Source organism: uncultured Aggregatibacter sp. (assembly GCF_938046485.1).
In the GTDB taxonomy this organism is placed as follows: Bacteria; Pseudomonadota; Gammaproteobacteria; order Enterobacterales; family Pasteurellaceae; genus Aggregatibacter.
This window is the reverse complement of sequence record NZ_CALIWN010000036.1, coordinates 1-24865: the sequence shown is the minus strand read 5'-3', so window position 1 is coordinate 24865 and position 24865 is coordinate 1. Positions and strand designations below refer to the sequence as shown.

Genomic DNA, 24865 nt, shown 5'->3' with positions numbered 1-24865 from the left:
CGTTATTTTTCCTGAGTGATCGTTGGGGGAGAAAAGTGCGGTAAGATTTCCGCACGTTTTTGTTTTACGGCGAAAATACGACCGCGATTCAGCTGATCGCGAATGGCTTTATGTTCAAAACCGGCAGCAATAATAGATTGAACATCGACTTTTAAGGCCGCTTGATATAAAGCCAACGCAAATTCTTGTTGTGGGTATTGGCTATGTTCAAAGCCCTTTCTGCCGCGGGTATCGGCAAAACACACTAAGAGAAATTCCATAAAACGTAATGGTTTACGCCACACATCAAAGGTATTAAATAGTTTCACCACCGTTTCCGGGCGTAGCTCAAAGATTTTGTGAATATGCGTGTGGTATTCACAAGTCAGCTCGGCTAGTTGTTGATAATAGGATGGGACTTTAAGACGTTTGCACAAATTGCGCGTAGGCGTAATACCCAGTTTTTCATGGCCATGATGATGTGGCCAATTTGATTTTGGCGTTTTTGCTTTGCCTAAATCATGACAAATGGCGGCAAAACGTACCGCACTTTTATGGCAATCTACCTGTTCGGAAAGCAAGGTGGCTTGTTGTAATACCATCATGGTATGCACAAAACTGTCAATTTCAGGATGATATTTGGCAGGGTTTGGCACACCATATAAGGCGTCTAATTCGGGAAATAAGACGGCAAGGGCGCCGACCTGACGTAAAGTTTCAAAATAAATTTCAGGATTTTTTTCGTTTAGCGCTTTTTCCGTTTCTGCCCAAACCCGCTCGGCGGTGAGATGTTGCAATTCGCCTTGCTGCGTGAGTGTTTGCATTAATTGCAAAGTTTCCGGCGCAATGGTAAATCCTAAATGATGATAGCGTGCGGCAAAGCGAGCAACGCGTAATACGCGCAAGGGATCCTCCACAAAAGCGGGGGAAACGTGGCGTAAAATGCGTTGTTGTAAATCATCGGCACCGTGGTAAGGATCGTATAAATTGCCTTGTAAATCTTGCGCTATGGCGTTAATGGTGAGATCGCGACGAATTAAATCTTGCTCGAGGGTAATCTCTGCGGAAAAGTCACAAATAAAGCCCGTATAACCTTGACCTGATTTACGCTCAGTGCGTGCGAGCGCATATTCTTCTTTACTTTGCGGATGGAGAAAGACAGGAAAGTCTTTGCCGACTTGTTGATAACCGAGATCGAGCAAGGCTTGCGGCGTCGCCCCCACAATCACCCAGTCACGGTCTTTTACCGGCAGGTTAAGCAGTTGGTCACGCACTGCGCCACCAACCAAATAAACGTGAAATGGCGTCTTAACCATTATGCCCAACCATCACGACGACGGCGTTTTGGCATGATTAATGGTAGGATTAAACCGATTAATAAGCCGACACCCAATACGGAACCGCCGTAAATAAACCATTGAATAGCAATTTCGCGTTTGCCGGCATCCAACATGGCTTCTAAATCACGGTTTTTATTTTTTGTGATTTCTAATTCGCGTTTGAGTTGCGAATTTTGTTCTAGTAATTCGCTGCTTTGTTGTTCCGCTTGTTTGGTTCGACGTTGCATTTCTGCCGTACGTTGTTGCCAAGCGTCATCTAATCGATTGAGTTTTAAGCTTAATTCTTGAATCTGGCTTTTGAGTTTTGGGTTTTCCAACTTGCTGCTGGCATTCGGGCTGAGTTCACTACTAAGAATCCACGCTTCACGATTTTTGCTGTCACGAATCAGTGTATAGCGATCTTTTTTATCAAGCACTGTGACGGCTTCACCGGCTTGAATTGAGCCTGCAATTTTAAATTGTTCTCCGGCACCTTTACGTAAAAAAGTAGAAAGATTTTCTGTGACATATTGTGTTTCCGCATAAGCGGCAGAAATTCCAACACTTAAAAAAAACGGTACAAGCAAATAATGCATGACTTTTTTCATATTGAACCCCTTCTATTGTATAAAATAATGAAAAGCCTGATTCCGGATCAAACCGATTGTCCCACTAATGCTGAGATGACACAACCGGTTAACTATGCCGTCAACAATCCGCTGCCAAATTAGACCGCACTTAAGCCGATATTAATGGAAAATGGCTTGTAGCAGATAGTAAATAATAATGGCAAATAATGCACCTGCCGGCAGCGTAACAATCCAAGAAACAAAAATATTACGAATAACCGTTAAATTAATGGCGGCAATCCCTCGTGCAAATCCAATCCCTAATACCGCACCAACAAGCGTTTGCGTGGTAGAAATCGGCAAACCGGTACCAGAGGCGAGAACCACAGTCATCGCTGTGGCAAATTGCGCAGCAAAACCACGGCTTGGGGTCAAGTCCGTAATGCCGGTACCGATAGTCGCCATCACTTTGTATCCCATAACAATCAGACCGACCATAATGCCGGAGGCGCCAAGAGGGAGAATCCACCATGCCAGTGGAGCGTTATTGATAATCTGTCCATCGCTTTCGATAATGGCAACAACGGCAGAAAGTGGGCCGATAGCATTCGCAACATCATTTGAACCATGTGCAAAGGCCATCGCACAAGCGGTCATCAGCATTAACATGCTGAAAACTTTTTCTACACCACCGAAAGCGCCGCCTTCTAGCATTTTGAATTTGAATTTACTGCTACGAAAATAGAAATGGCTGTAAACAATACTGATCAGACTGATGCCGAATGAAAGCAGAATATTTTCTGTATTGCTTAAGTTTAAGCCAACGTGTTTTAACCCTTTGGTTAAGGTGACGATACACAAAATGAAAATGGTGATGCCCATGTAATAAGGGCCGTATTTTTGCGCGTTTCGAAGTGGACTTTCTGTATCAAAAATCAGTTTTTGCGTACTATAAAAAATGGCATACGCAAGGAGACCGGCAATGACCGGTGTAATGAACCAACTGCCGACAATATTTTTAATATTGCTCCAATCCACCGACTGAAACCCTACTGTCACGCAAGAAAAACCCACAATAGCGCCCACAATAGAGTGTGTGGTGGAGACAGGCCAGCCCATTTTGGAGGCAATTAATAACCAAGCACCGGAGGCAAAGAGGGCGGCCATCATGCCGAAAACTAAGACTTCAGGTTGGTTGATGAATTGAGTGGTGTCAATGATACCGCTTTTAATGGTTTCGGTAACTTCGCCGCCGGCTAAATAGGCACCGGCCGCTTCAAAAATCATGGCAATAATAATCGCTTGTTTAGGGGTGATGGTACCTGAGCCAACGGATGTTCCCATTGCGTTTGAAACATCGTTGGCACCGACACCAAAGGCCATGAAAAAGCCGAAAACGGCTGTAATAATAATTAATAGTGAACCGTATTGAGAGAGTAATTCCATGAAGAATACCTAAATTAATGAAAATTAGGAGCGAGCCAGCATAAGTTCAATACGTGAACCGACACGTTGTGCTTGATCGGCCAATACACCGACCCATTCGATAATTTTATATAAGAACATGACATCAATAGGGTTATAACGCCCTTCGATTTCAAACAACATTTTTCTTAATTTAATTTGCATTTGATCCGTATCGTCTTCAATGGTATCAAGTTCGTTAATCATTTGATTAACAAAATTTAATTCACGTCCTTTAAAGCCGGTTTCCAATAATTGATCCATTTCTTCAATCACTTTATGCGCTTGTTCTGTGGCATCTAAGCTGCGTTTAACATAGCTCATAAATTCTTCCTGCATTTCTTGCGGAATACCGAATTGACGCCCTACCATGCGGCCTGCAATATCCTTGGCATAATTGGCTAATTTATCTTGCTGGGTAACGAGTTCTAACAAATCGGTGCGTTCAATCGGCATGAATAAACCGCGTGGTAACTTTAACCGAATTTCACGTTTTAACGCATCGGCTTGGCGCTCATGTGCGGAGATATCAAGACGAAGTTGCTCCGCACCGCTCCAGTTTTCTTTAAAGATAGCTTCAAAGAAAGGAATTAATAATTCACAGCATTCGGTAACTTTGCTGGAATGTTTTTGGAGAGGTTTTAAAGGGGAGTGAGCAAATAATCCAAGGATATTATTCATCGCCATAAAAGGAACTCCTTAGGAGATAAGGTTAATAATTCAGCGCGCATATTACATGATGTCAATGAAAAATTCACGATTTTAATCGAAAAAATCAGGCTTTTATCGGATAATGCAGAGAGAAAATACGAATAAAACAGAAAAATGAAGGAATTTAAAGGAAAGCGTATGCAGGATGAAATTGAATTAAAACTGGCGGTAGAAAATATTCAGATTGAACAATTCGCCTCGATTTTGGCACAATTTAACGTGATTGCACATCAAAAAGCCTTCTTGGCGAACACCTATTATGATACGGCTGATGGGTATTTTACCCGCCATAATATGGGGCTGCGTGTTCGACAAAAAGGCGATGATTATACGTTGACGCTCAAAACGGACGGCAAGGTGTCAGGCGGTTTGCATGTTCGCCCTGAATATAATGTGGCCTTGCCAAATGCGGAACCCAATTTGTCGGCATTAACGGAACACTATGAATTATCGCTAGAGACAGATGTGCCGTTAAACGCGATTTTTAGCACGGATTTTGAACGTCATATGTGGTTAATTCAAACCACGCCGACGAGCCAAATTGAAGTGGCGGTGGATGTAGGCAAGGTGATTGCCGGTGAAAAACAGCAGGCCATTAGCGAAATTGAATTTGAAATTAAAGAAGGCGGATTGGCGCCATTTTTTGCCTTTGTAGCGGATTTTCTACAGCGTTATCAAGGCAACGTGCATTTTTATTCTGTGAGCAAAGCCAAACGCGGTTATCAACTGGCGCAAGGCTTAATTCCTAAAGCCTCAGATTGGATTGAACGTTGGCGTGGCTTTTTGCATACGGAAAAATACGCAAAAAAAACATCGGAAAAACTGACCGCACTTTTGCATTATGAACAAGCGCTAATCGAAGAAACGTTAGCATTGGGCGCGGATCATTTTGTGAACGATTTTATTAAAACCGTTGAGCGTGTCGGCGCCTTTTTTAATTTGGCACATTATTATGACGATAACAAAAATCTCTTAGAAACGGCGCTCAACGAACAGGTCGCAGCAAATCATCACTATGCGTTGGAAAATGTGCTGACGGCATTGACCGAGGCCAACGCCCAATTCTTGGCGCAAATTCGTGAAATTATTCGCTTACATAGCGAAACGAAAGACAATGGGTTAGCAATGCGTAAATTGTTCGATCTCATCCAAACACCACAGTATGCACAGCGTATGCTTCATCTGATGACGTTAAGCCTCGGTGAGTAAGGCGGTTATCATGGCAAAAGCAAAAACGGCGTATGTGTGCAACGACTGCGGTGCAGAGTATTCTCGTTGGCAAGGGCAGTGTTCCGCCTGTAAAGCATGGAACACCATTTCCGAAGTGCGGTTGGTTTCTACACCAACTAATAAAGCGGATCGTTTTTCCGGTTATGCCGGTGAAACCCGTGCCAAAATCCAAACCTTAGATCAAATTAGCCTGCAAGAAACGCCGCGTTTTAGTAGCGGTTTTAAAGAATTGGATCGCGTTCTAGGCGGCGGTGTTGTGCCGGGCAGTGCGATTTTGATCGGTGGGCATCCGGGCGCGGGGAAGAGTACGTTGCTGTTACAGGTGATGTGTGATTTGTCGCAAAAAATGACCGCACTTTATGTGACTGGTGAGGAGTCTTTGCAACAAGTGGCGATGCGTGCTAAACGCCTCGGGCTGCCGCCGGAAAAACTCCACATGCTGTCGGAAACCTCTGTGGAACAAATTTGTCATTTGGCGGATCAGTTAAAACCCCAGATCATTGTTATCGACTCCATTCAAGTCATGCACTTAGCCGATATTCAATCCTCGCCTGGCAGTGTGGCGCAAGTGCGCGAATGTGCTTCTTTTTTAACCCGTTATGCGAAAACTCGTCAGGTCGCGATCGTGATGGTGGGTCATGTGACGAAAGACGGCACCTTGGCAGGGCCGAAAGTGTTGGAGCATGTTATTGACTGTTCTTTATTACTAGAAGGCGAAACCGATTCGCGCTATCGTACGTTGCGTAGCCACAAAAATCGCTTTGGCGCCGTGAATGAATTAGGCGTGTTTGCCATGACGGAGCAAGGGCTGAGAGAGGTAAAAAATCCATCAGCGATTTTTTTAAGTCGAGGTGATGAACAAACGGCTGGCAGTTCGGTCATGGTGCTGTGGGAAGGTACTCGACCGTTGTTGGTGGAAATTCAAGCCTTGGTGGATCATTCGATGCTTGCCAATCCGCGCCGTGTTGCTGTGGGACTAGAACAAAACCGCCTTGCCTTATTGCTTGCCGTGCTACATCGCCACGGTGGCCTACAAATGGGCGATCAGGATGTTTTCGTCAATGTCGTTGGTGGGGTTAAAGTCACAGAAACCGGCGCCGACTTAGCCTTGCTCTTAGCCCTCATTTCTAGCTTCCGCAATCGCCCGTTGCCACCGGATTTGGTCGTTTTCGGCGAAGTGGGATTAGCCGGTGAAATTCGCCCGGTGCCAAGCGGACAAGAACGTATCAGTGAAGCAGCGAAACACGGTTTTAAACGTGCTATTGTGCCTTTTGCCAATAAACCGAAAAGTGCGGTGGAAAATATGGCTGTTTTTACGGTGAAGAAGTTGGGCGATGCGATTGCAGTGCTGGATAATTTCTAGGGGCGTTTTTTTGATGTGTAATAGGACAGGTTTTCGCTTGTCCTATTTTATTGTACAAATGATTAACATTAACCTAGATGTGTAATTCGTGATTTCGTTCGTAGCGTGCATCTTGATGCACGACCAAATTACGCAGGGAACGTTATTTAACCCTTTCGGGTATTCACGATTTCGTGCAACAAGTTGCACGCTACAATTCTAGATGGGTTTGAGTATGTGATAGGACAGGTATTGCCTGTCCTATTTTGTTTGGACCACGCTTTCCTACAAATTTTCAGTTCGTAGTGTGCATCTTGATGCACGACCAAATTACACACGGAACATTATTTAACTCTTTCTGGCATTCACGATTTCGTGCAACAAGTTGCACGCTACAATTCTAGATGGACTTAAGTATGCGATAGGACAGGTGTTGCCTGTCCTATTTTATTTGGCACGCTTTCCTGCTAATTATCAGCGGAAAGCGTGAAAGTGCGGTCAAAAACGAAAACGTTTAGGGATTTGCCGGCTTGTTGTCAGCGGCCTTAATTGCAGCCTTTTCACCATTGAATTTAACTACATCTACCGCAATGGCTTCCGCTTCTTTTAAGAAGAAATCCGGCGCTTCGTAATCTTTCGGTAAATCGTTAATGTCTTTCAATGGTTTCTTGCCTTCACGCTTAAAGCGAGCATTTAAGTCTTTCAAACGTTTGTCATCGTCTTTATCATTTTCTGCTTTACGTTTTTCATAATTCAGGGATAAGAATTTACGATCACGGCGTTCATCACGCACGTTTAAATCCTCGTTTAAGGCGATAAATTCCGGATCTTTCGCCATTCTATCACGATGTTTTTGTGCTAATTCAGCGATGGAATGTCGTGCGTTTGCCACTTCGGCATAATTTACAGACGGCATTTTATCCCAAGGTAACGCATTGTCTTCTTTCTCTTCACCATATTCTTTCATATCAATGACATCAGGGAAGGTAATATCCGGTGCGACACCTTTTAGCTGCGTGCTTCCGCCATTAATTCGGTAGAATTTTTGGATAGTGTATTGCAATAAACCCAATGGCGTTTGATCTAAATCATACACAAAATTCAATGAGCGGCTTTGTTGTACGGTGCCTTTACCATAAGTGTTTTGACCGATAATGATACCGCGGTTGTAATCTTGCATTGCCGCGGCAAAAATCTCGGATGCGGAGGCACTAAAGCGGTTAATCATCACCAATAGCGGTCCGGAATATTGTTGCGCATTATCTGGATCTTCATGCACGCGAATACGTTGATATGCATCACGCACTTGTACGACAGGACCATCGCTAATAAACAAACCGCTTAGTCCAACGGCTTCTGTTAAGGCACCACCGCCGTTTTCACGCAAATCAACAATTAATGCAGCGGCATTTTTGCTTTGCATTTCAACAAGCAGTTTTTTCACATCTTCCGTTAAACCGAGGTAAAAACTTGGAATTTTGATCACAGCCACATTCACGCCATCGACTTTTTCAATGGTTAATTTGGCGGCTTGATCTTCAATGCGGATTTTGTCTCGAACCAGTGTGATGATGCGCGATTTTCCGCCTTTCGCCGGTTCGACTTCTAAGCGGACTTTAGAGCCTTTTTTGCCTTTAATTTTGTCAACAATGTCTTCTAAACGCCAGCCGACAACATCTTCGATTTCGCCTTTTTCTTGGCCAACACCAACGATTTTATCTCCAGCTTTGAGTTTTTTGCTGCGAGCCGCCGGCGCGCCCGGCACTAAAGATTTGATACTGGTTTCATCATCTTCAGATTGCAATGTTGCACCAATCCCCTCTAGAGACAGGTTCATGCTTTCATTAAAGCTTTTTGCTGTACGTGGTGCTAAATAGCTGGTGTGCGGATCAATTTCACGCGCAAAGGCATTCAGATAGGTTTGCACCACATCATCTGCTTTGGTTTGTGTGAGACGACGAATGGCTAAATTGTAACGCTTAACGAGTTTTTCTTTAATTTCCGGCCATTTTTTATCTTTTAATTTCAAATTGATAATGTCGTTTTTAACACGGGCTTCCCACAATTTCTCAGCGTCTGCTTCGGTTTTTGGCCAAGGCGCTTTTTCACGATCAATTTCAATTTGATCATCACCGGTTAAATCCGGTTCTTTATCTAACAATGACAACGCATAACGATAACGCTCATAACGGCGTTTCATCATTAAATCATACATATCAAAAGCAATGGTTAATGTACCGGCATTTAATTCGTCATCAATTTTCTTGCCGTATTTTTCGCGCATTTCATCGATATCGGATTGCAAAAAAGTCGTACGATTAAAATCGAGCGCCTTAAGATAACGATCAAAAATCTTTTCCGAAAATTCGTCATCAAGTTGAAATTTACGATAATGAGATTGTGTTAGGCGAGTAGTGGCACGCTTGGTGGCGAACATATTCGCCTCTGAAGGCTGCAATGTCACGAGATCGCTGGCTTTGAGTTTTGGTTGCACGGCATCTGCAGCACTGATATTAAGAAAAAGCACCCCTAACACAAGTGCGGTCAAATAATTTTTCGTTTTAGTTAATTCCATTCAGGCTTTCCTAATAAATACGCAATAAAAAAAGTTATCCGGCAAGATAACTCTATTGAAATCTAAACTAGGCAAATAAACGATCAGCGGTGATGTTGATGACGACACCATTATCTAATTCTACACGGGCGGTTTCATTAGAAAATGCTAACACCACAGCACTTTGCGCACGTTCACCGACTTTTACTTTCACGTGTTGACCTTTTTGGAGTGAGGTCATATCCACATTATTTAATGTTGTTTTAGGTTTACGGGCAGGTCTTTCGCTTGGTTTGGTGGTACGTTTATGGCGACGTGGTGCGTCTTTTTTCTCAACTTCGCCTTTCGCTGCTCTTTCTGCCGCACGTTTTTGTGCAACAGCTGCTTTGGCTTCGTCCAATTGTTTTGCGGCGTGTTCAGCGTGTTCTTGCTCCAATTCGCCGGCAGGATTTCCGTTTAAATCTACGCGTACAGTGCCGGCGCGACAGCCGTATAAATAACGCCAATTGGACGTGTATTGGCGTAAGGCTTGGCGTAGTTGGGTTTTGCTGACGCGCTCATCGTCTTTTAATGCTTCGCTGAGATCTTGAAACAAGCCGATTTTTAATGGTTTTGCTTCGCCCTCGATTGAAAAACAACGCGGAAATTTTTCCGCTAAATAAGCAATAATTTCTTTGTTATTCGTTAACTTTTGTACTTCGGTCATAATGAAATCCTGCATCGATTTTTAAGTAGAAAAACTCACCATAGTTTAGCTCACTTTCAGAAAAAATGACAATTAATAATCGATTTCCGGCTTGATAAATAAAAAAACATGGTTAAAAATGACCGCACTTATTTAGAAAATGCAGCGAATACATACAAAAGCATGGAAATACAGTGTAGAATACGTTCTCTTTTAGCCCTTGGATCATCTTACTCATGACAGCAACTTCTTCTGTGAATTTTGCCAATGCGAATTTCTACCGCATCGTCCGTTGTGGTGGTTGTAATGCTGTGGTTAAAATTTCCACCTTGCAACAGGGGCAAAGTGCGGTGTGCCCACGCTGTCACCATGTTTTGTACACCAGTGGAGGTTGGAGTTTAAAGCGCTGCGCGATTATTGCCATTTCAATATTAATTCTCATGCCTTTTGCATTAACGTATCCATTACTTAGCATTGATTTGCTTGGAGAAAAAATCGATGCCTCGGTTTGGTTGGGCGTGTGGAAAATGGCGACCCAAGGATTTTCATATACGGCGTTTTTAATTTTTATTTGTGCCGTTTTTATGCCCATTGTTTTTGCATTGTTGGTCATTTTATTGCAGTTATCCAAAATGATGAAAATTCAGCCACGCAATTTGTTAATTTCTCTTGGCTATATCAAACCTTGGGTAATGTTTGACGTGTATTTGGTGGCTTTAGGTGTGAGTATTTTTAAAGTGCGCGAATATGCCACGTTACAATTGGATGTCTATTTAATTGCTTTTGTTTTCACCGCACTTTTAACCACATTACTGTTTATTAAAATTAACCCGACCGAAGTGTGGAACGATTTCTATCCTCAAAGCAAAGGCGTGAATGAACTCACGAAGGCAGAGGATTTGCGCTATTGTCATGCTTGCCAGTATAGCTTTATTGATCCGTTATCTGATCGTAAGGGGCGAGATATCTGTCCTCGCTGTTTGTCACAAATCGACATTCCCCCTTCTATTCGATTGCAACGCACGTGGGCATTATTACTTGCCGGTATTATCATGCTATTCCCCGCTAATTTATTGCCAATGTCGGTGGTTTATTTAAACGGTGCGCCTAGTGCAGATACGCTGATGTCAGGTGTGATGGGCTTTATGGAAATGGGAAGCTATTTCATCGCCTTTATCGTCTTTATCGCCAGTATTTTTGTGCCGATTAGCAAAGTCTTGATTATGTTATATTTGCTGATTTGCGTGCATTTTAAGCTCAAACATTCCATTCGTTGGCAAATGCGTTTATTACATCTTGTGCATTTTGTCGGCCGTTGGTCTATGTTGGATTTATTCGTATTAGCATTAATGATGTCCTTGGTTACGCGCGGACAAATTATTGATTTTTCTGTGGGTACGGCTGCCTTTTATTTCGGTGCTGCTGTATTTTTAACAATGGTTGCAGCGGAACAATTTGACAGCCGCTTAATTTGGGAAATCTATGACAAACAACAAGCAAAACACCTCCATGCCGGAAACTGAAGCTGTGGCAAAAGTTCGTCAAAGTAAACGAATTTCACCTTTCTGGTTACTTCCTTTTATCGCTTTATGTATCGGCGCCGTTTTGTTCTTCCAGATTGTGCAAGAACAGGGGATTAGCATTCGAATCACCTTTTCCAGTGGTGATGGCATTGTTGCGGGGAAAACGCAGATTCGTTATCAAGGATTGCAGATCGGCGTGGTGAAGAAAGTGAATTTCACCAATGATTTGCAGAAAGTGGATGTGGTCGCCAATATTTATCCCGAAGCCAAAAGCGTTCTCCGTAAAAACACCAAATTTTGGTTGGTGAAGCCAAGTGCTTCTTTGGCCGGTATTTCCGGTTTGGATGCGTTAGTCTCCGGTAACTACATTACGTTGCAACCCGGTGATGGGGATTCGGAACATAAATTTGTTGCGGAAACGGAAGGGCCGATTGCCCAACTCAATCCCGGTGATTTGTTGATTCATTTGGTTTCGGAAGATTTGGGTTCCATTTCTATTGGCGCATCTATTTATTATAAAAAAATGCCGGTCGGTAAAATCTATGACTATCATTTCTCTGAAGACGGAAAAAAAGTGGAAATTGATGTGGTCATTGATAAGCCTTATGCCAAATTTGTGAAAAAAGACAGCCGTTTTTGGAATATTAGCGGCATTAGTGCGAGCCTCGGTGTTTCAGGTTTAAATGTAAACATGGACAGTTTAAATTCCGTGGTTCAAGGCGCGGTTGCTTTTGATTCGCCAAATGAAAGCGCTAAGGCGGATATGAATGAAAAATATACCCTTTATTCTAATTTACAAGCGGCGAAACGTGGTATCAATATTGATGTCAATATTCCCAATACCGCCGGATTGGAAGAGGGTAAAACCCGCGTGTATTACCAAAACATGGAAATCGGTGTCTTGTCGAAATTAAGTGCGGTGGAAGATAACGATGAAATGCTCAGTGGTTCATTGCTCATTGAACCGAACTTGGCGGATTTATTTAAGAGTGGTTCTAATATTGTGCTACGCGAGAAAAAGCCGGGGCTGGCTGATTTAACGAATATCCAAAAGCTACTGCGTGGAAAATATTTTGAAGTCTTGCCGGGAAACGGTGACAGCAAAATGGCGTTTGATGTTACTAAAGAAAGCGAACTGTTGCTAAAACAGCCTAACACCTTGGTACTCACGCTCACCGCACCGGAAACTTATGGCGTGAGCGAAGGGCAGCCGTTGATGTATAATAATATCCAAATCGGTGAAATTGTGGCGCAATATATTGAGACCGATGGCGTGAAATTTAAAGTGGCGATTGCCGGCGAATATCGTCATTTAATTCATGGTGATACTCTCTTTGTCGCGGCATCGAATTTTGATGTGACTATCGGCATTGATGGTTTACGCTTTGAAGCGGCAACGCCGGAAAAATGGCTACAAGGCGGTATTCGCGTAATTGCCGGTAAAACGCAAAGCCATCCGAAAGACACTTATGCGCTTTACAGTGATTTAACCAATGCGGAAGCCGGGATTACCGATTCACAACCGAAACCGACAATTACTTTAAACACCACGAATTTGCCGAGTATTAATAAGGGCTCTTTAGTGCTTTATCGTCAGTATGAAGTCGGAAAAATTTTAGACATCCGTCCACAAACCCAAAACTTTGCGGTGGATGTGTTTATTTATCCGAAATATCAGCATTTGTTAACAGAGAAAAGCGTATTCTGGGTGGAAAGTGCGGCGCAAATTGATATCACGCCAAAAGGCATTAGTATTCAGGCTGCACCGGTGGCACGCTCACTCAAAGGCGCAATCAGTTTTGATAATAGTGGCGGTAAAAATAATCACACCCTTTATCCAAATGAATTGCGCGCGAAATCAGCCGGTCAACAAATCATATTAACGGCAGAGGATGCCACCAACCTCAGCAAAGGCATGGCATTGCGCTATCTTGGGCTAAATATTGGGGAAATTGAGAGTGTTCAACTTGATCAAAAGAGTCACAAAATTATTGCTAAAGCGTTGATTCATCCAAATTACATGGGGTTGATTGCTAAGGAAGGATCCCGTTTTAACGTGATTTCACCGAAGATTTCTGCCGGCGGCATTGAGAATATCGATAGCCTGTTGCAACCTTATATTGATGTGGAAGTGGGCGCCGGTAAAACCAAAACCCAATTTGCTCTCAGCCAAGCGGTTAACAATAACATCAAATATACCAACGGGTTACCGCTTGTGCTAGAAACCAATGATGCACTGAATATCACAGCAGGATCGCCTATTATGTATCGTGGGGTAGAAGTGGGGACGATTAAAAACCTCGAATTGAATACGTTGGGTGATCGGGTCTTGATCCATGTGCTTATTGCACCGAAATATCAGCATTTAGTTCGTCAAAATTCTGAGTTTTGGATCGCCTCCGGCTATGACTTTAGCCTGAGTCTTATCGGCGGCGCACAATTCAATACCGGCAGCGTACAACAATTGCTGAAAGGTGGAATCTCTTTCTCTACGCCATCAGGCACAGTTGTGCAGGCACAAGCGAAGGCGAATCAGCATTTCTTGTTGCAAGTAAAACGTCCGACGGATGCACAAAAGTGGAATCAAGGTGCCTTACCGGCTCAATAATGTGTAGAAATATCAGCTTTTTGTTAGGTTGTGTAAATTAAGTAAAAGGTAAGAAAATCGGAAGATTTTTCCCAATTTTCTTTTTATAATGTCCGACCTCTTAGCTAGGGATTAGCTAAGAGGTTTTCTTTTTTTGTTTTATTTTTCTTTATTTTTATTTCTGGAGTACTTATGAAACATGCAATCACACTCACAACCTTGCTGATGGTCTCCTCAGACCTGTTTGCCGGTTTTCGGAATGTGAATGAGTTGGATAGTTGTTTGGTGACGGTGCAGGCCGTCAAGTCCATGGAGGCGCATTCTGTTGTAGCGCTAGAGGGACGATTGGTTCGCCAAATTGATGATGACGAATTTATTTTTCGCGATGCAACGGGGGAAATTAAGGTAGGTGTGGGTGATTATGCTTGGAACGGTATCAATATTACGCCAAACGATCGTGTCCGCATTGAAGGGGCTGTTGATAAAGGTTTTATCATGCCCACCACGATCGATGTGCATCAAATTCAAAAAATTCAATAATGCTACGGTGTTACCCTGGCATTGATTGGATGTAAACTGCCATTAAACCGACCGCACTTTTAAAGCGTTTTTCCTGCGTGATGTAACAATGAAAGTGCGGTTGTTATTTCTCAAGTTTTTATACCACGGTTTTTTATACTACAGTTTTTATACCACGATTTTTTTATACTACGGGTTTTTCCCGATAGAACAGTAAACCCGGTAAGGCTAAGCCGAAAACTAACGCGCCGAGAATAAAGGTCGTGTTAATAAAAGAAGCGATCATTTGTTCAAATAAAGCGTTGGAAAAGCCGTAATGGTGAATTTGTACGATGGCAATCATTGCTTTGTATGCTTGTACGCCGGGAATCATGGGAATAATGGCCGCGACAGTAAACACTTTCGGATGTGCCAGATAACGATGAGACAAATGCACGCCGATAAAACCGATTAATGCGGCACCCACCAAGGTGGCGAAAACAATAGGAATATCGCCATGCATGAGAACGGTGCGCGTTACGTGCCCCAAAGCCCCGAGTAGGGCGCAATATTTTAATGCTTTCGGTGGCACATTAAACACCAAGGCAAACCCCACCGCCGGAATCGCGGCAAAAAACATATCGTCCAATAATAGCAGTAACCAATCCATCTTAATGTCCCCAAGTGGTGATGTTGAGTACGCTTAAGGCAAACACAATGCCGAGACAAGCGCCGAAAGTGAGAATAGTGGCGATTGCCCAACGCCCGATCCCCATGTTCACATACCCTTTTAAAATATCTGCCAAAGAATTGATGAGCGGAAAGCCCGGCACCAGTAACAACACGCTGGAAGCCAAAGCGATTTGTGGGTCATTACCAAGTTGATATTTTAGGCTAAGGCCGGCAAGAAGTGAGGCAACAAAAGCAGTGACAGCAAAGACGATGATCGGATTGTAATGCCGTTTGGATAATTCTTGTCGCACAAACATGGCAACCGAGGCAGCGATGAAGGTAATGAGCGAAATGAGTGCATCACCACCCGATAAATGGGCAAAAGAGGCGCAGGATAAGCCAATCATCAAGAGTACGAAATAACGGTTATATTTTAATGGCTTGAGTTGTTTGAGCTTCTTCCTGACCATGTGCAGGTTGTATATTTTATGTTCGGCAGAAATTACGATGCGTTGAACGTCCGTCACCATTTGCATATTAATGCCTTTGTCGCTGTTTTTACGGGTGGTCGTGATGCAGTGGTTGTTCGCCAAAGTGGTAATAATGACAGCATTAGCCGTGAGGGCGCATTCTACGCTTTCAACCCCTAATGCCAAGCCGAGTCGTTGTGCCATTTGCGCCACGACGGTGCTTTCCGCACCATGTTGTAGTAATAACAGCGCCGTTTGCACGCATAAACGCGTGATTTCCCGTTGATCTTCGTGCGTGATATTTTCTTTTGTCATAATGAATCGACCTAAAATAAACGCATAGCATTATAGACCTTTCTCATAAAACAAAAAAACGGTTAATGAAATCCCTTCAAAACAGGCGCAAAAGTGCGGTGTGATTTTTAGATAAATTTTAGGATTTATGCTAACTTAAACGTATTTTCAATGAGGAGTCAGTATGCAACATCATCATAAAACGATTGTCGTGAAATTTGGTACCAGCACATTAACCCAAGGTTCCCCAAAATTGAATTTGGCTTATATGATGGAAATTGTGCGCCAACTTGCGCAATTACATCAAGCCGGTTTTCGCTTGGTGATCGTCACCTCCGGCGCTATTGCGGCGGGGCGTCATTATTTGAATCATCCGCAGTTGCCACCGACAGTGGCCTCTAAGCAATTATTGGCGGCAGTGGGGCAGAGCCAGCTCATCCAAACTTGGGAAAAATTATTTGCGATTTATGACATTCACATCGGACAGATGTTGCTCACCCGCGCTGATATTGAAGATCGCGAACGTTTTTTGAATGCTCGCGATACATTGCAGGCGCTGTTAGATAATCAGATTATTCCGGTCATCAACGAAAATGATGCGGTGGCAACGGCGGAAATTAAAGTCGGGGATAACGATAATTTATCGGCATTGGTAGCGATTTTAGTGCAAGCAGAGCAGCTTTATTTGCTCACGGATCAGCAAGGGTTATTTGACAGCGACCCGCGTAAAAACCCGCAAGCGAAATTAATTCCTGTGGTGGATAAAATCACCGATCATATTCGTTCTATTGCCGGTGGTAGCGGGACGAATTTAGGCACAGGCGGAATGTCCACGAAAATCGCGGCGGCAGATGTTGCCACCCGCTCCGGCATTGAAACCATTATTGCACCGGGTAACCAAGCCAATGTGATTGTCGATTTGGCCTATGATCAGGCGATTGGTACGAAATTCACCGTGCAGGCGGATCGTTTGGAAAGCCGTAAACAGTGGTTATTTGCGGCACCCTCGGCCGGCGTGTTGGTGGTGGATGACGGCGCTGAAAGTGCGGTGTTAATTCAGCATAAATCCTTATTGCCGGCAGGTATCGTCGAAGTTAGCGGACGTTTCTCCCGTGGTGAAGTGGTGCGTATTCGCACGCGATCAGGCAAGGATATTGCTCTGGGTATGCCACGTTATAATAGCGATGCGTTAGAGCTTATCAAAGGCAAACATTCGCAAGATATCGAAAACATTTTAGGCTATGAGTATGGCGCAGTAGCAGTACATCGTGATGATATGATTGTTCTGTAAAATGCGATCAACGTTGACCGCACTTTTCTATGGATTTGATGGTATTTTATGCCGTTATGCCCTATGTGATGTACTTGATGTGTCGTATTCCATGTGGCTCGTTACATTGCGTAATTGAATAGGAGCCAAAGGTGTTAAAGGCGTTGATTTAAGAGAAAGTGCGGTAATTTTTTACCGCACTTTTTTCATCGTATTTTTACTCTATAGAGGATGAATTTGATTTTTGTTTTGCGAGGTTTTTGCGCATTTTTGTGTTCAGTGATTCCACCAGCACAGAAAAGCCCATAGCAAAATAAATATACGCTTTAGGAACATGAATACCGGCACTTTCAATGATTAAGGTTACCCCAATGAGGATCAAAAAGGTCAACGCTAAAATTTTGAAGGTCGGGTGGCTTTCCACAAAATCCCCGATGGGTTTTGCGGCAAACATCATCATGCCCACGGCGATAATAATGGCGCTGACCATAATGCCAATTTGATTGACCATACCCACCGCTGTAATCACGGAGTCGAGTGAGAAGACGATGTCCAGCAAGGCAATTTGAATCAATACGCCGATAAAACTCACTTTCTTATGGCTTTCATGATGTGCCTCTTCCTTATGTGGCACCATCGCTTCGCGAATTTCATTCATACTTTTGACGATCAAGAATAAACCACCAAAGAAGAGAATCAAATCACGGCCGGAAACGCCTTTGCCCAGAATCTCAAAGAGCGGCTCAGTAAGTCGCATCATCCAAGAAAGTGTTAATAAAAGTAGGATACGTGTTCCCATTGCCAGACCTAACCCGATAATACGCCCCGGTTGACGTTGTTTTTCCGGTAATTTGGCAACAAGAATGCTGATTAAAATAATGTTGTCGATACCCAATACGATTTCTAATGCTGCAAGGGTAAATAAGGCGACTAACGCCTCAGGGCTTAATAGCCATTCAAACATAATGTTTCCTTAAAATACAAATGGGTGCGCAATCATATAGCGTTGGCGATGAAATGAAAAGAGGCTAAATGCTCTGCTGCACAAATTGTTGCAGAATTTCGTGGGTAAATGCTTTACGCAAGTAAAAACCGAGAGGAAGGGTATCGATAATTTCGCCATTTTTGCCGATACCTTTGGTTAAGGACTTACTATTCGCGCCTTTTGGGCGGAGTTGCAAGACTTCGCCTAAACGCGCATTAATTTTATCCAGTTGACCTAGCACGATGTAATCCATGAGTTCTTCCCAGTCTCGTTGTAGTTGGTGTTCTTGCTGTTCGCTAGGTTGCCAGAGAATCGGCGTACCGATGCGGCGTTCTGCCAAGGGAATAGAGCGACTTCCTTCTATGGGAATCCAAAGCACGCGCGACAACTTATGGCGCACATGGGAATTTTGCCAATTCACACCACTATTTTGGATGAGAGGGGCAAGACTCACGAACGTGGTTTCCAAAGGATAGCCTTGCGCATTAATGGGGATCGTTTTTAACTCAATCCCTAAATGGCGGAAGTCCTGTTCCGCTTTGCTGCCTGCCGTTGCACCCAACGCTGTTTCAAGCAGCATACCCACCCAGCCTTTATCACGTTTTAAATCCGGTGGCACGGGAATGCCGAGTTGTGTCGCTAACTCGCCAAAACTGAGTCCGGCAATGGCTTGCGCACGGGAAAGAAGTTCTTCAGTCGTTTTTGGGATCATTGGTGATACTTCTTGAAAAAACGAGGTTTAACGGTTTCTTTGCCTTTATCAATATAAGGGATGTTTTCCAGCTGGAGCAGAAAACGTTTAGCGACTAAGCCACCACCGAATCCGGTCAGTGTTCCGTCTTTGCCTAAAATACGATGGCAAGGAATGATAATACTGATCGGGTTGCTTCCGACTGCGCCACCCACCGCACGCACGGCATTGGGGTTGTCAATACGTTTGGCTAACTCACCGTAACTGCTGGTTTCGCCATAGCCAATCTGGCGGAGCGCTTGCCAGATGCGTTGCTGAAACGCCGTGCCTTGTGGAGCTAGCGGAATGTCATCAAAACGTTCCGGTTCCCCGTTAAAATAGCGATCCAGCGCCTCGCACACTTGTGCAAACAAAGGCAACTCGTTGTTTTCCTGCCATTTTGGATTGGGCGCAAATTGTTCCAGTTCACAATCTAAATGCGTCAAAAACTTGCCATCGGATAGCATCAGCAATTTGCCGATGGGCGAGGCGTAATAACGGTAAAAAAGTGCGGTCATATTTTTCTCTGTTTCAAAAAATAAAAGCGTACCGAAGTACGCTTATATTATGCGGAATTTTTATGCCGATTAGAAACGGTAATTGAGGTTTAAACCGTAAAGGTTGGCGGACGCTTTTGAACGATAATCAGCCTCAACCATAACCAAGCCATTAGCTAAGCTTTGTGTTTCTTTAAAGTTAAGTTTTTTCCCGTGTAGGTAAGCATAACCGAAATCTACGTCAAAATTCGGTGTGAATTTATAAGTCGCACCCACGCTATACCAAGTGCGGTCGGTATCCGGGATAGAAGCGGAATGATGTTCTCCGGCGGCACTCTTATCATAAGCTACCCCTGCGCGTAGGGTTAACTGCTCGGTTAAATCATAGGTTGTTCCCAACGCGAAGCGTGAGTTATTACGATAGCCTTCTTCTTTGTGGAACGCCACTTGACCGTTGTTATAGGTCGCATGGAGATCTTTTAGGCGGTGCCATTGCGTGTATTTGTAACTATAATGCAACGCCAATTTATCGGTCAGCTGGTGGAAACCGGACAGTTCCCAATAGCTTGGCAAGTGTAACGTCAGTCCGCCTTCGCCGACATAAGCAGAAGTGCCACGTGGTGCGTAACTGATGGCATTGTTATCTTTAAAATCAATATCTACTTTGGCGTGATAAGCGAGACCAATGCGATTTTTTTCATCGAATTGATAAAGTAAACCCGCATTCCAACCAAATGCCCAAGCGGATTTGTCTTGTAAGTGCGTGAGCAAGGTGTCTTTATTAATTTGTGCGCCTAATCCGCCAAGACGAGCCATTAAACCTGTTGGTGGCAAACCTGCAGCTGCGGCTCTTGCGGCAAGTTGTCGTTGTAATGCCGGGCTGGTGCGTACATTATCGATGGCGGTGTCTAAAATACCGGCGGTGCGTTCCACTTTGGCTTTAGCGTAAATCGCGTTTAATCCTAAACCGGCACTCCAATTTTCAGTCATTCGATAAGCGCCACTGAGATTTAAATTAATGGCTGTTAAATCAGTTTTCCCACCAAAAAGCCCGGCATCATAGCCATCTTCATATTCACTTTTTAAGCCGAAGTTCACGTTCATGCCGGCGCCGATAGCGAATTTATCGTTAACTGGTGAAACAAAATACATATTCGGAATAAACGAACCGGGTACAACGCTTTTGTGATTGGCTGAACCTTGTGCGACCTCAACACCGAGTACGTTGGCACGCACCGGGCCTCTCATGTGAATGCGAGAATCCACGTAAACACCGCCGGCAGAAAAGGCATTTTGTTTGAAGAGATTCATTAATGCCGGGTTGGTGGCAACCACGGAGGCGTTATCTGCCATTGCCGCTTCACCGGCATAAGCACGACCTAAACCGGAGGTGGAAACTTCTGCTAATTGGAATGCGGCAGCAGATGCGCCGGTTGCGGCACCAAGAAGAAGTGTAGAGAGGAGTGTTTTTGTCAATTTGCTTGTTGTCATTTTATTCCCTTTTTTTGCCTGCCCGAAGGTGGCGTCTGGTCAAAGTTTATTGGTTGTTATTTTAAAAGTTGGTCATTCTAAGAAAGGCAGGGAGAGGGAGCAATGTTCTTTTCGATTTTTATAAAGTGTTCAGACCAGTCAGGCAGGAAAAGTGATCTGCACCCCAAAACCTGGACACCTATTTTGAGGTGCAGATTATGTCTTACTCTTATCAATTTCGTTTGAAAATTATCAAACTCGTCACCGAACAGGATTATGGTATCCGTGAGGTGGCTAAACTTCATCAAATTTCCCATTCTCTCGTCATTTATTGGCTAAAAGCATTTCGGGAAAGAGGGCTTGATGGCGTAAAATCGCCTTATACAAACCTTCAAACACCGAAAATAGTGAAGTCAAAAATGAAAAAGAAAGACATTGAAATCCCGGAAACCACAGACTTTTCACCTAAAGCGTTTAAAAAGTTACAACGAGAGCTTGCCTTGGCTCGAGCGGAGATTGCTTATCTGCGCTAGACCGTCAAAAACAACGACAGAAAAAAGAAAAATCATTGAAAGATTGAAGCAAGACCATGCGTTAAATGATTTACTTCATGTGGCTAAAATGCCTCGCTTAAGCTTTTACGATAAAGAGATTAAGCGAAATTATCACGAGGTAAAAGAGACTATCTTATCGCTGTATAAAAAGAACAGAAAACGAGATGGTTATCGCCCCATGACGTTTAAATTACGCCAAATGGGTTTTAATTTGAATCATAAAACGGTGTTAAAGCTGATGAACGAGTTAGGTATTCATTCCATTTTACGCAAGAAAAGACATGGAAAACGTGGAAAAACATCGCATATTGCCCCGAATTTGCTTAATCGTGACTTTACAGCAACGGCACTCAATCAAAAATGGGTAACCGATGTTAGCGAGTTTCAGGTTGGGCAAGAAAAGCTCTATTTTTCACCGTTGATGGATTTGGCTAACCGAGAAATTATTGCCTATAACTTTGCGACACGCCCGAAGTTTTCATTGGTAAAAAAGATGTTAGAACAAGGGCTTAGTCGGCTTAAACCGACAGAATGCCCGATTATTCATAGCGACCAAGGTGTATTGTATGGCTCGGCGGAATGGGAGAAAATGTTGGAAGGTAAAGCGGTTCAAAGTATGAGCCGCCGAGGAAATTGCTACGATAATGCGGTGATTGAAAGCTTTTTTGCGATACTAAAATCAGAGTGTTTTTACTCTCGGACTTATCATTCAATTGCTGAATTAAACTTGGTTTAAAAGGATTGAGCCCAGTGCAATACCGAGCTCAATATTTAAGTTAACTAACCTGTCCAACTTTTGGGAGCAGATCATGTCACTATTAGTTAATCTCTTGATCGTATTGGAGATAAACCACGTGAGTTTGGAGGTACTCTTCTAAACCATGTTTACCGTCTGCACCACCAATACCTGATTTGCGCCAACCAGCGTGGAAACCTTGCATTGCTTCAAAGTTTTCACGGTTAACATAGGTTTCACCAAATTTTAAGCGAGAAATCACTTTCATTGCTTTATTGATGTTTTGCGTATAAACCGAAGAAGTTAAGCCATATTCACAATCATTCGCTAATTGAATTACCTCATCAACTGTATCAAAGGTAGCAACTGGAATCACTGGTGCGAAAATTTCTTCACGTAAAATCGCCATATCATTGCTCACATCAGCAATGACTGTTGGCTCAAAATAATGCCCTTTACCTTGAACAGCTTTTCCGCCAAGCAAGAGCTTACCACCCGCTTTAATGGTTTCATCTACCATTTTTTGAGCATGTTGTTGACCTTGGAGATTCACCATTGGCCCCATGTCTAAACTCTCATCGGCTAATGGATCACCAAAGCGAACTTTTTTCATCAGTTCCACTAATTTTTCAGTAAAGGCTTCTTTTACTTCACGTTGAACATAAATACGTTCTGCACAGTTACATACCTGTCCGCTGTTAATCACACGAGAGGCAACAATAGCTTTCGCGGCTAAATCTAAATCAGCATCTGCAAATACAATTGCAGGCGCTTTTCCGCCTAATTCAAGGTTAACTTTAGTAATGTTTTGGCTTGCTGCTTCCATGACTTTACGACCAGCAGGCTCACTTCCTGTTAATGAAACTAAGCCGACTTTTGGATTGGCTGAAAGCTCATAACCGATTTCGCCACCAGAGCCATGAACAACGTTGAACACACCTTTTGGTAAACCCACTTGATGAACAATTTCAGAAAATAAAACTGCGTTAATTGGCGAATCCACACTTGGTTTTACCACAATGGTATTCCCCGTAACCAATGCTGGCGCCATTTTGCGAGCGATTAAAAAGAATGGGAAGTTCCACGGTAAAATACCGGTTGTTACACCAATAGGTTTTTTGTAGATAAAAATATGTTCATTTGGACGGTCACTTTGGACGATTTCGCCTTCATAACGGCGTGCCCATTCTGCCATATAATCCATATAGTCTGCGGTAAAGTTAACTTCAACGCGGGCAAGCGGTAAAACTTTGCCCATTTCAGCTGAAATGGTACGTGCAATTTCTTCCGATCTTTCGCGAATGCCTGAAGCAATTTTACGTAAATAGCCTGCACGTTCGATTGCAGGTAATTTTTCCCAAGCCAGTTGTGCCTGTTCAGCATAATCAATTGCCGTTCTTGCATCTTCTGCTGTTCCTTTAGTTACTACGGCAATGACTTCTTCAGTGGCTGGGTTAAATACTTCAAAAGTATTACCGCTTTTAGATTCTACAAATTCACCATTGATATACATTTTGAGTGTGCCCATTCTTTTCTCCTTTTGTGTGAATGATGCCGTTATTCTAATGTTATATTTGTGAAAAGAATGTGAAATAGATCACGGAAATCAACATTCGTTATTTACGATATTGACTTGGTGAACGCTGATAAGCACTTTTAAACGCTTTAGAAAAATGTGCTTCTGTTTGATAACCGACAGCTAATGCAATTTCCAGCACACTTTTTTGCGTGCTCTTCAGTAAATAAGCTGCTTGTTGCAACCGAATTTTAGTTAAAAATTTTGCAGGCGGTAAACCCAGTTGCTGCTGAAATACACGACAAAAATTAGCGCGTGACATATTCGATAGCCCCAACGATAGCGCGCGTCTCCTGACGCGTGCTTTTTTATGCTTTGAATTTAGGCACGCGTAGGGAGACGCGCGCCAGCGTTATTCCGGCAGTATAGAATGTGCTATCTTTATTTATAGAAATTAATTTTGTTTTGCGATCTGAGTTCCAAGATGAGTGTTTTATTGTTGAATTTATATTTTCTGCTAATTATGTTGTCTACTTTTGAGGTGTGTAATGAGCAGAAAATATAAATTTAATAATAAAGAAGGAATCTATTTTGTTAGTTTTGCAACCGTATATTGGATTGATGTTTTTATTCGAGAATCCTATTTTGAACTGATGATTCAAGCGTTATCATTCTTTCGAAAAGAGCGTGGAATGCTGATTTATGGATATTGCATAATGTCTAGCCATGTTTATTTATTATTTCAAGCTAAAAAAGAGAATCCATCGGCGCTGATAAGAGATTTAAAGAAATTTACAGCAACGAATCTGGTGAATTTAATTCGCGATAATCAACAAGAAAGCCGTAAAGAATGGTTGTTGTGGATGTTCAAAAGGGCAGGAACAAAAAACTCCAATGTCACTCACTATCAATTCTGGCAACACCACAACCAACCCATCGAAATTCATTCCGATAAATTTTTCAACGAAAAGTTAGACTATATTCATCAAAATCCGGTGGTGAGCGGGTTTGTGTCTGAGCCACAGGATTGGAAATATAGCAGTGCGAAAAATTATTGGCATGCGGTTGATTCTGTTTTAAATATTGATCTGCTTAGCTAAAAAGTGATCTGCACCCCAAAACCTGGACACCTAATTTGAGGTGCAGATTATGTCCTACTCTTATCAATTTCGTTTGAAAATTATCAAACTCGTCACCGAACAGGATTATG

20 protein-coding genes and 3 pseudogenes are annotated in these 24865 nt (G+C 43.0%); 9 read left to right on the top strand and 14 right to left on the bottom strand.

The features are described from left to right. Positions 1–2: 2 nt before the first annotated feature. The 4 genes from Q0203_RS04830 to Q0203_RS04815 all read right to left on the bottom strand — a co-directional run bounded on the left by Q0203_RS04830 (position 3) and on the right by Q0203_RS04815 (position 4018). A complete protein-coding gene (locus Q0203_RS04830) occupies positions 3–1295 on the bottom strand; it encodes a multifunctional CCA addition/repair protein (RefSeq protein ID WP_297929953.1) in 1293 nt (430 codons plus the stop codon). Continuing rightward, positions 1295–1906: a TIGR04211 family SH3 domain-containing protein gene (locus Q0203_RS04825; RefSeq protein WP_021615152.1), complete on the bottom strand. Its 612-nt coding sequence runs from the start codon at positions 1904–1906 to the stop codon at positions 1295–1297. The genes Q0203_RS04830 and Q0203_RS04825 overlap by 1 nt, the downstream gene beginning before the upstream one ends. A 141-nt stretch (positions 1907–2047) precedes the next feature. Continuing rightward, positions 2048–3313: an inorganic phosphate transporter gene (locus Q0203_RS04820; protein ID WP_290521527.1), complete on the bottom strand. Its 1266-nt coding sequence runs from the start codon at positions 3311–3313 to the stop codon at positions 2048–2050. Between the two features lie 24 nt (positions 3314–3337). Further along, on the bottom strand, positions 3338–4018 hold the full coding sequence (locus tag Q0203_RS04815) for a TIGR00153 family protein (RefSeq protein ID WP_021615149.1): 681 nt from the start codon (positions 4016–4018) through the stop codon (positions 3338–3340). A gap of 162 nt (positions 4019–4180) precedes the next feature. On the opposite strand from Q0203_RS04815, the gene Q0203_RS04810 reads away from it, so the two are divergent. Both Q0203_RS04810 and radA read left to right on the top strand, forming a co-directional pair. Further along, on the top strand, positions 4181–5251 hold the full coding sequence (locus Q0203_RS04810; protein ID WP_297929951.1) for a CYTH domain-containing protein: 1071 nt from the start codon (positions 4181–4183) through the stop codon (positions 5249–5251). A gap of 10 nt (positions 5252–5261) precedes the next feature. After that, positions 5262–6635 (top strand): DNA repair protein RadA, encoded by a 1374-nt coding sequence (gene radA / locus Q0203_RS04805; protein ID WP_297929949.1) that lies wholly within the window; start codon positions 5262–5264, stop codon positions 6633–6635. A gap of 493 nt (positions 6636–7128) precedes the next feature. On the opposite strand, the gene prc is transcribed toward radA, so the two are convergent. Both prc and proQ read right to left on the bottom strand, forming a co-directional pair. Beyond that, the gene (prc, locus tag Q0203_RS04800) at positions 7129–9189 is read right to left on the bottom strand and encodes a carboxy terminal-processing peptidase (protein WP_297929948.1); all 2061 of its coding nucleotides are present in this window, start codon (positions 9187–9189) and stop codon (positions 7129–7131) included. A 67-nt stretch (positions 9190–9256) separates the two neighbouring features. After that, the gene (gene proQ, locus Q0203_RS04795; protein WP_297929946.1) at positions 9257–9874 is read right to left on the bottom strand and encodes an RNA chaperone ProQ; all 618 of its coding nucleotides are present in this window, start codon (positions 9872–9874) and stop codon (positions 9257–9259) included. Positions 9875–10089: 215 nt separating this feature from the next. Here proQ and Q0203_RS04790 point away from each other — a divergent pair, with 215 nt between their 5' ends. From Q0203_RS04790 to Q0203_RS04780, 3 genes are all read left to right on the top strand, one after another. Beyond that, positions 10090–11376 (top strand): paraquat-inducible protein A, encoded by a 1287-nt coding sequence (locus Q0203_RS04790; protein ID WP_297929944.1) that lies wholly within the window; start codon positions 10090–10092, stop codon positions 11374–11376. Then, on the top strand, positions 11336–13984 hold the full coding sequence (locus Q0203_RS04785) for a PqiB family protein (protein WP_297929943.1): 2649 nt from the start codon (positions 11336–11338) through the stop codon (positions 13982–13984). The genes Q0203_RS04790 and Q0203_RS04785 overlap by 41 nt, the downstream gene beginning before the upstream one ends. Before the next feature lie 171 nt (positions 13985–14155). Next, positions 14156–14503 carry a NirD/YgiW/YdeI family stress tolerance protein gene (locus tag Q0203_RS04780; protein WP_297929941.1) on the top strand — a complete coding sequence of 116 codons (348 nt, stop codon included), beginning with the start codon at positions 14156–14158 and terminating at the stop codon, positions 14501–14503. Between the two features lie 163 nt (positions 14504–14666). Here Q0203_RS04780 and Q0203_RS04775 read toward each other — a convergent pair whose 3' ends face one another. Both Q0203_RS04775 and Q0203_RS04770 read right to left on the bottom strand, forming a co-directional pair. Beyond that, complete coding sequence (locus Q0203_RS04775; RefSeq protein WP_297929939.1) at positions 14667–15131, bottom strand: threonine/serine exporter family protein; 465 nt, start codon at positions 15129–15131, stop codon at positions 14667–14669. Between the two features lies 1 nt (position 15132). Beyond that, complete coding sequence (locus tag Q0203_RS04770; RefSeq protein ID WP_297929937.1) at positions 15133–15918, bottom strand: threonine/serine exporter ThrE family protein; 786 nt, start codon at positions 15916–15918, stop codon at positions 15133–15135. Between the two features lie 163 nt (positions 15919–16081). On the opposite strand from Q0203_RS04770, the gene proB reads away from it, so the two are divergent. After that, positions 16082–17188, top strand: coding sequence for a glutamate 5-kinase (gene proB, locus Q0203_RS04765; protein WP_297929935.1), 1107 nt, complete (start codon positions 16082–16084; stop codon positions 17186–17188). Positions 17189–17384: 196 nt separating this feature from the next. Here proB and Q0203_RS04760 read toward each other — a convergent pair whose 3' ends face one another. The 4 genes from Q0203_RS04760 to Q0203_RS04745 form a co-directional block, all read right to left on the bottom strand. Beyond that, positions 17385–18131, bottom strand: a complete 747-nt coding sequence (locus Q0203_RS04760) for a TerC family protein (RefSeq protein ID WP_297929934.1) — start codon at positions 18129–18131, stop codon at positions 17385–17387. Between the two features lie 64 nt (positions 18132–18195). Continuing rightward, on the bottom strand, positions 18196–18864 hold the full coding sequence (gene mutH, locus Q0203_RS04755; RefSeq protein WP_297929932.1) for a DNA mismatch repair endonuclease MutH: 669 nt from the start codon (positions 18862–18864) through the stop codon (positions 18196–18198). Beyond that, complete coding sequence (locus Q0203_RS04750) at positions 18861–19400, bottom strand: methylated-DNA--[protein]-cysteine S-methyltransferase (protein WP_297929930.1); 540 nt, start codon at positions 19398–19400, stop codon at positions 18861–18863. The genes mutH and Q0203_RS04750 overlap by 4 nt, the downstream gene beginning before the upstream one ends. Before the next feature lie 69 nt (positions 19401–19469). Next, a complete protein-coding gene (locus Q0203_RS04745) occupies positions 19470–20870 on the bottom strand; it encodes an outer membrane protein transport protein (RefSeq protein WP_297929928.1) in 1401 nt (466 codons plus the stop codon). A gap of 197 nt (positions 20871–21067) precedes the next feature. Here Q0203_RS04745 and Q0203_RS04740 point away from each other — a divergent pair. Both Q0203_RS04740 and Q0203_RS04735 read left to right on the top strand, forming a co-directional pair. Further along, positions 21068–21429: pseudogene (locus Q0203_RS04740) on the top strand (transposase). After that, a pseudogene (locus tag Q0203_RS04735) lies at positions 21375–22139 on the top strand (IS3 family transposase); the annotation flags it as partial. The pseudogenes Q0203_RS04740 and Q0203_RS04735, both read left to right, overlap by 55 nt. Before the next feature lie 82 nt (positions 22140–22221). Here the strand turns inward: Q0203_RS04735 and aldA are convergent. Continuing rightward, complete coding sequence (gene aldA / locus Q0203_RS04730; protein WP_297929924.1) at positions 22222–23667, bottom strand: aldehyde dehydrogenase; 1446 nt, start codon at positions 23665–23667, stop codon at positions 22222–22224. Between the two features lie 88 nt (positions 23668–23755). Beyond that, a pseudogene (locus Q0203_RS04725) lies at positions 23756–23986 on the bottom strand (helix-turn-helix transcriptional regulator); the annotation flags it as partial. Between the two features lie 217 nt (positions 23987–24203). Between Q0203_RS04725 and Q0203_RS04720 the strand changes: the two are divergent. Then, positions 24204–24755 carry a transposase gene (locus tag Q0203_RS04720; RefSeq protein ID WP_297929923.1) on the top strand — a complete coding sequence of 184 codons (552 nt, stop codon included), beginning with the start codon at positions 24204–24206 and terminating at the stop codon, positions 24753–24755. The last annotated feature ends 110 nt before the right edge of the window (positions 24756–24865 follow it).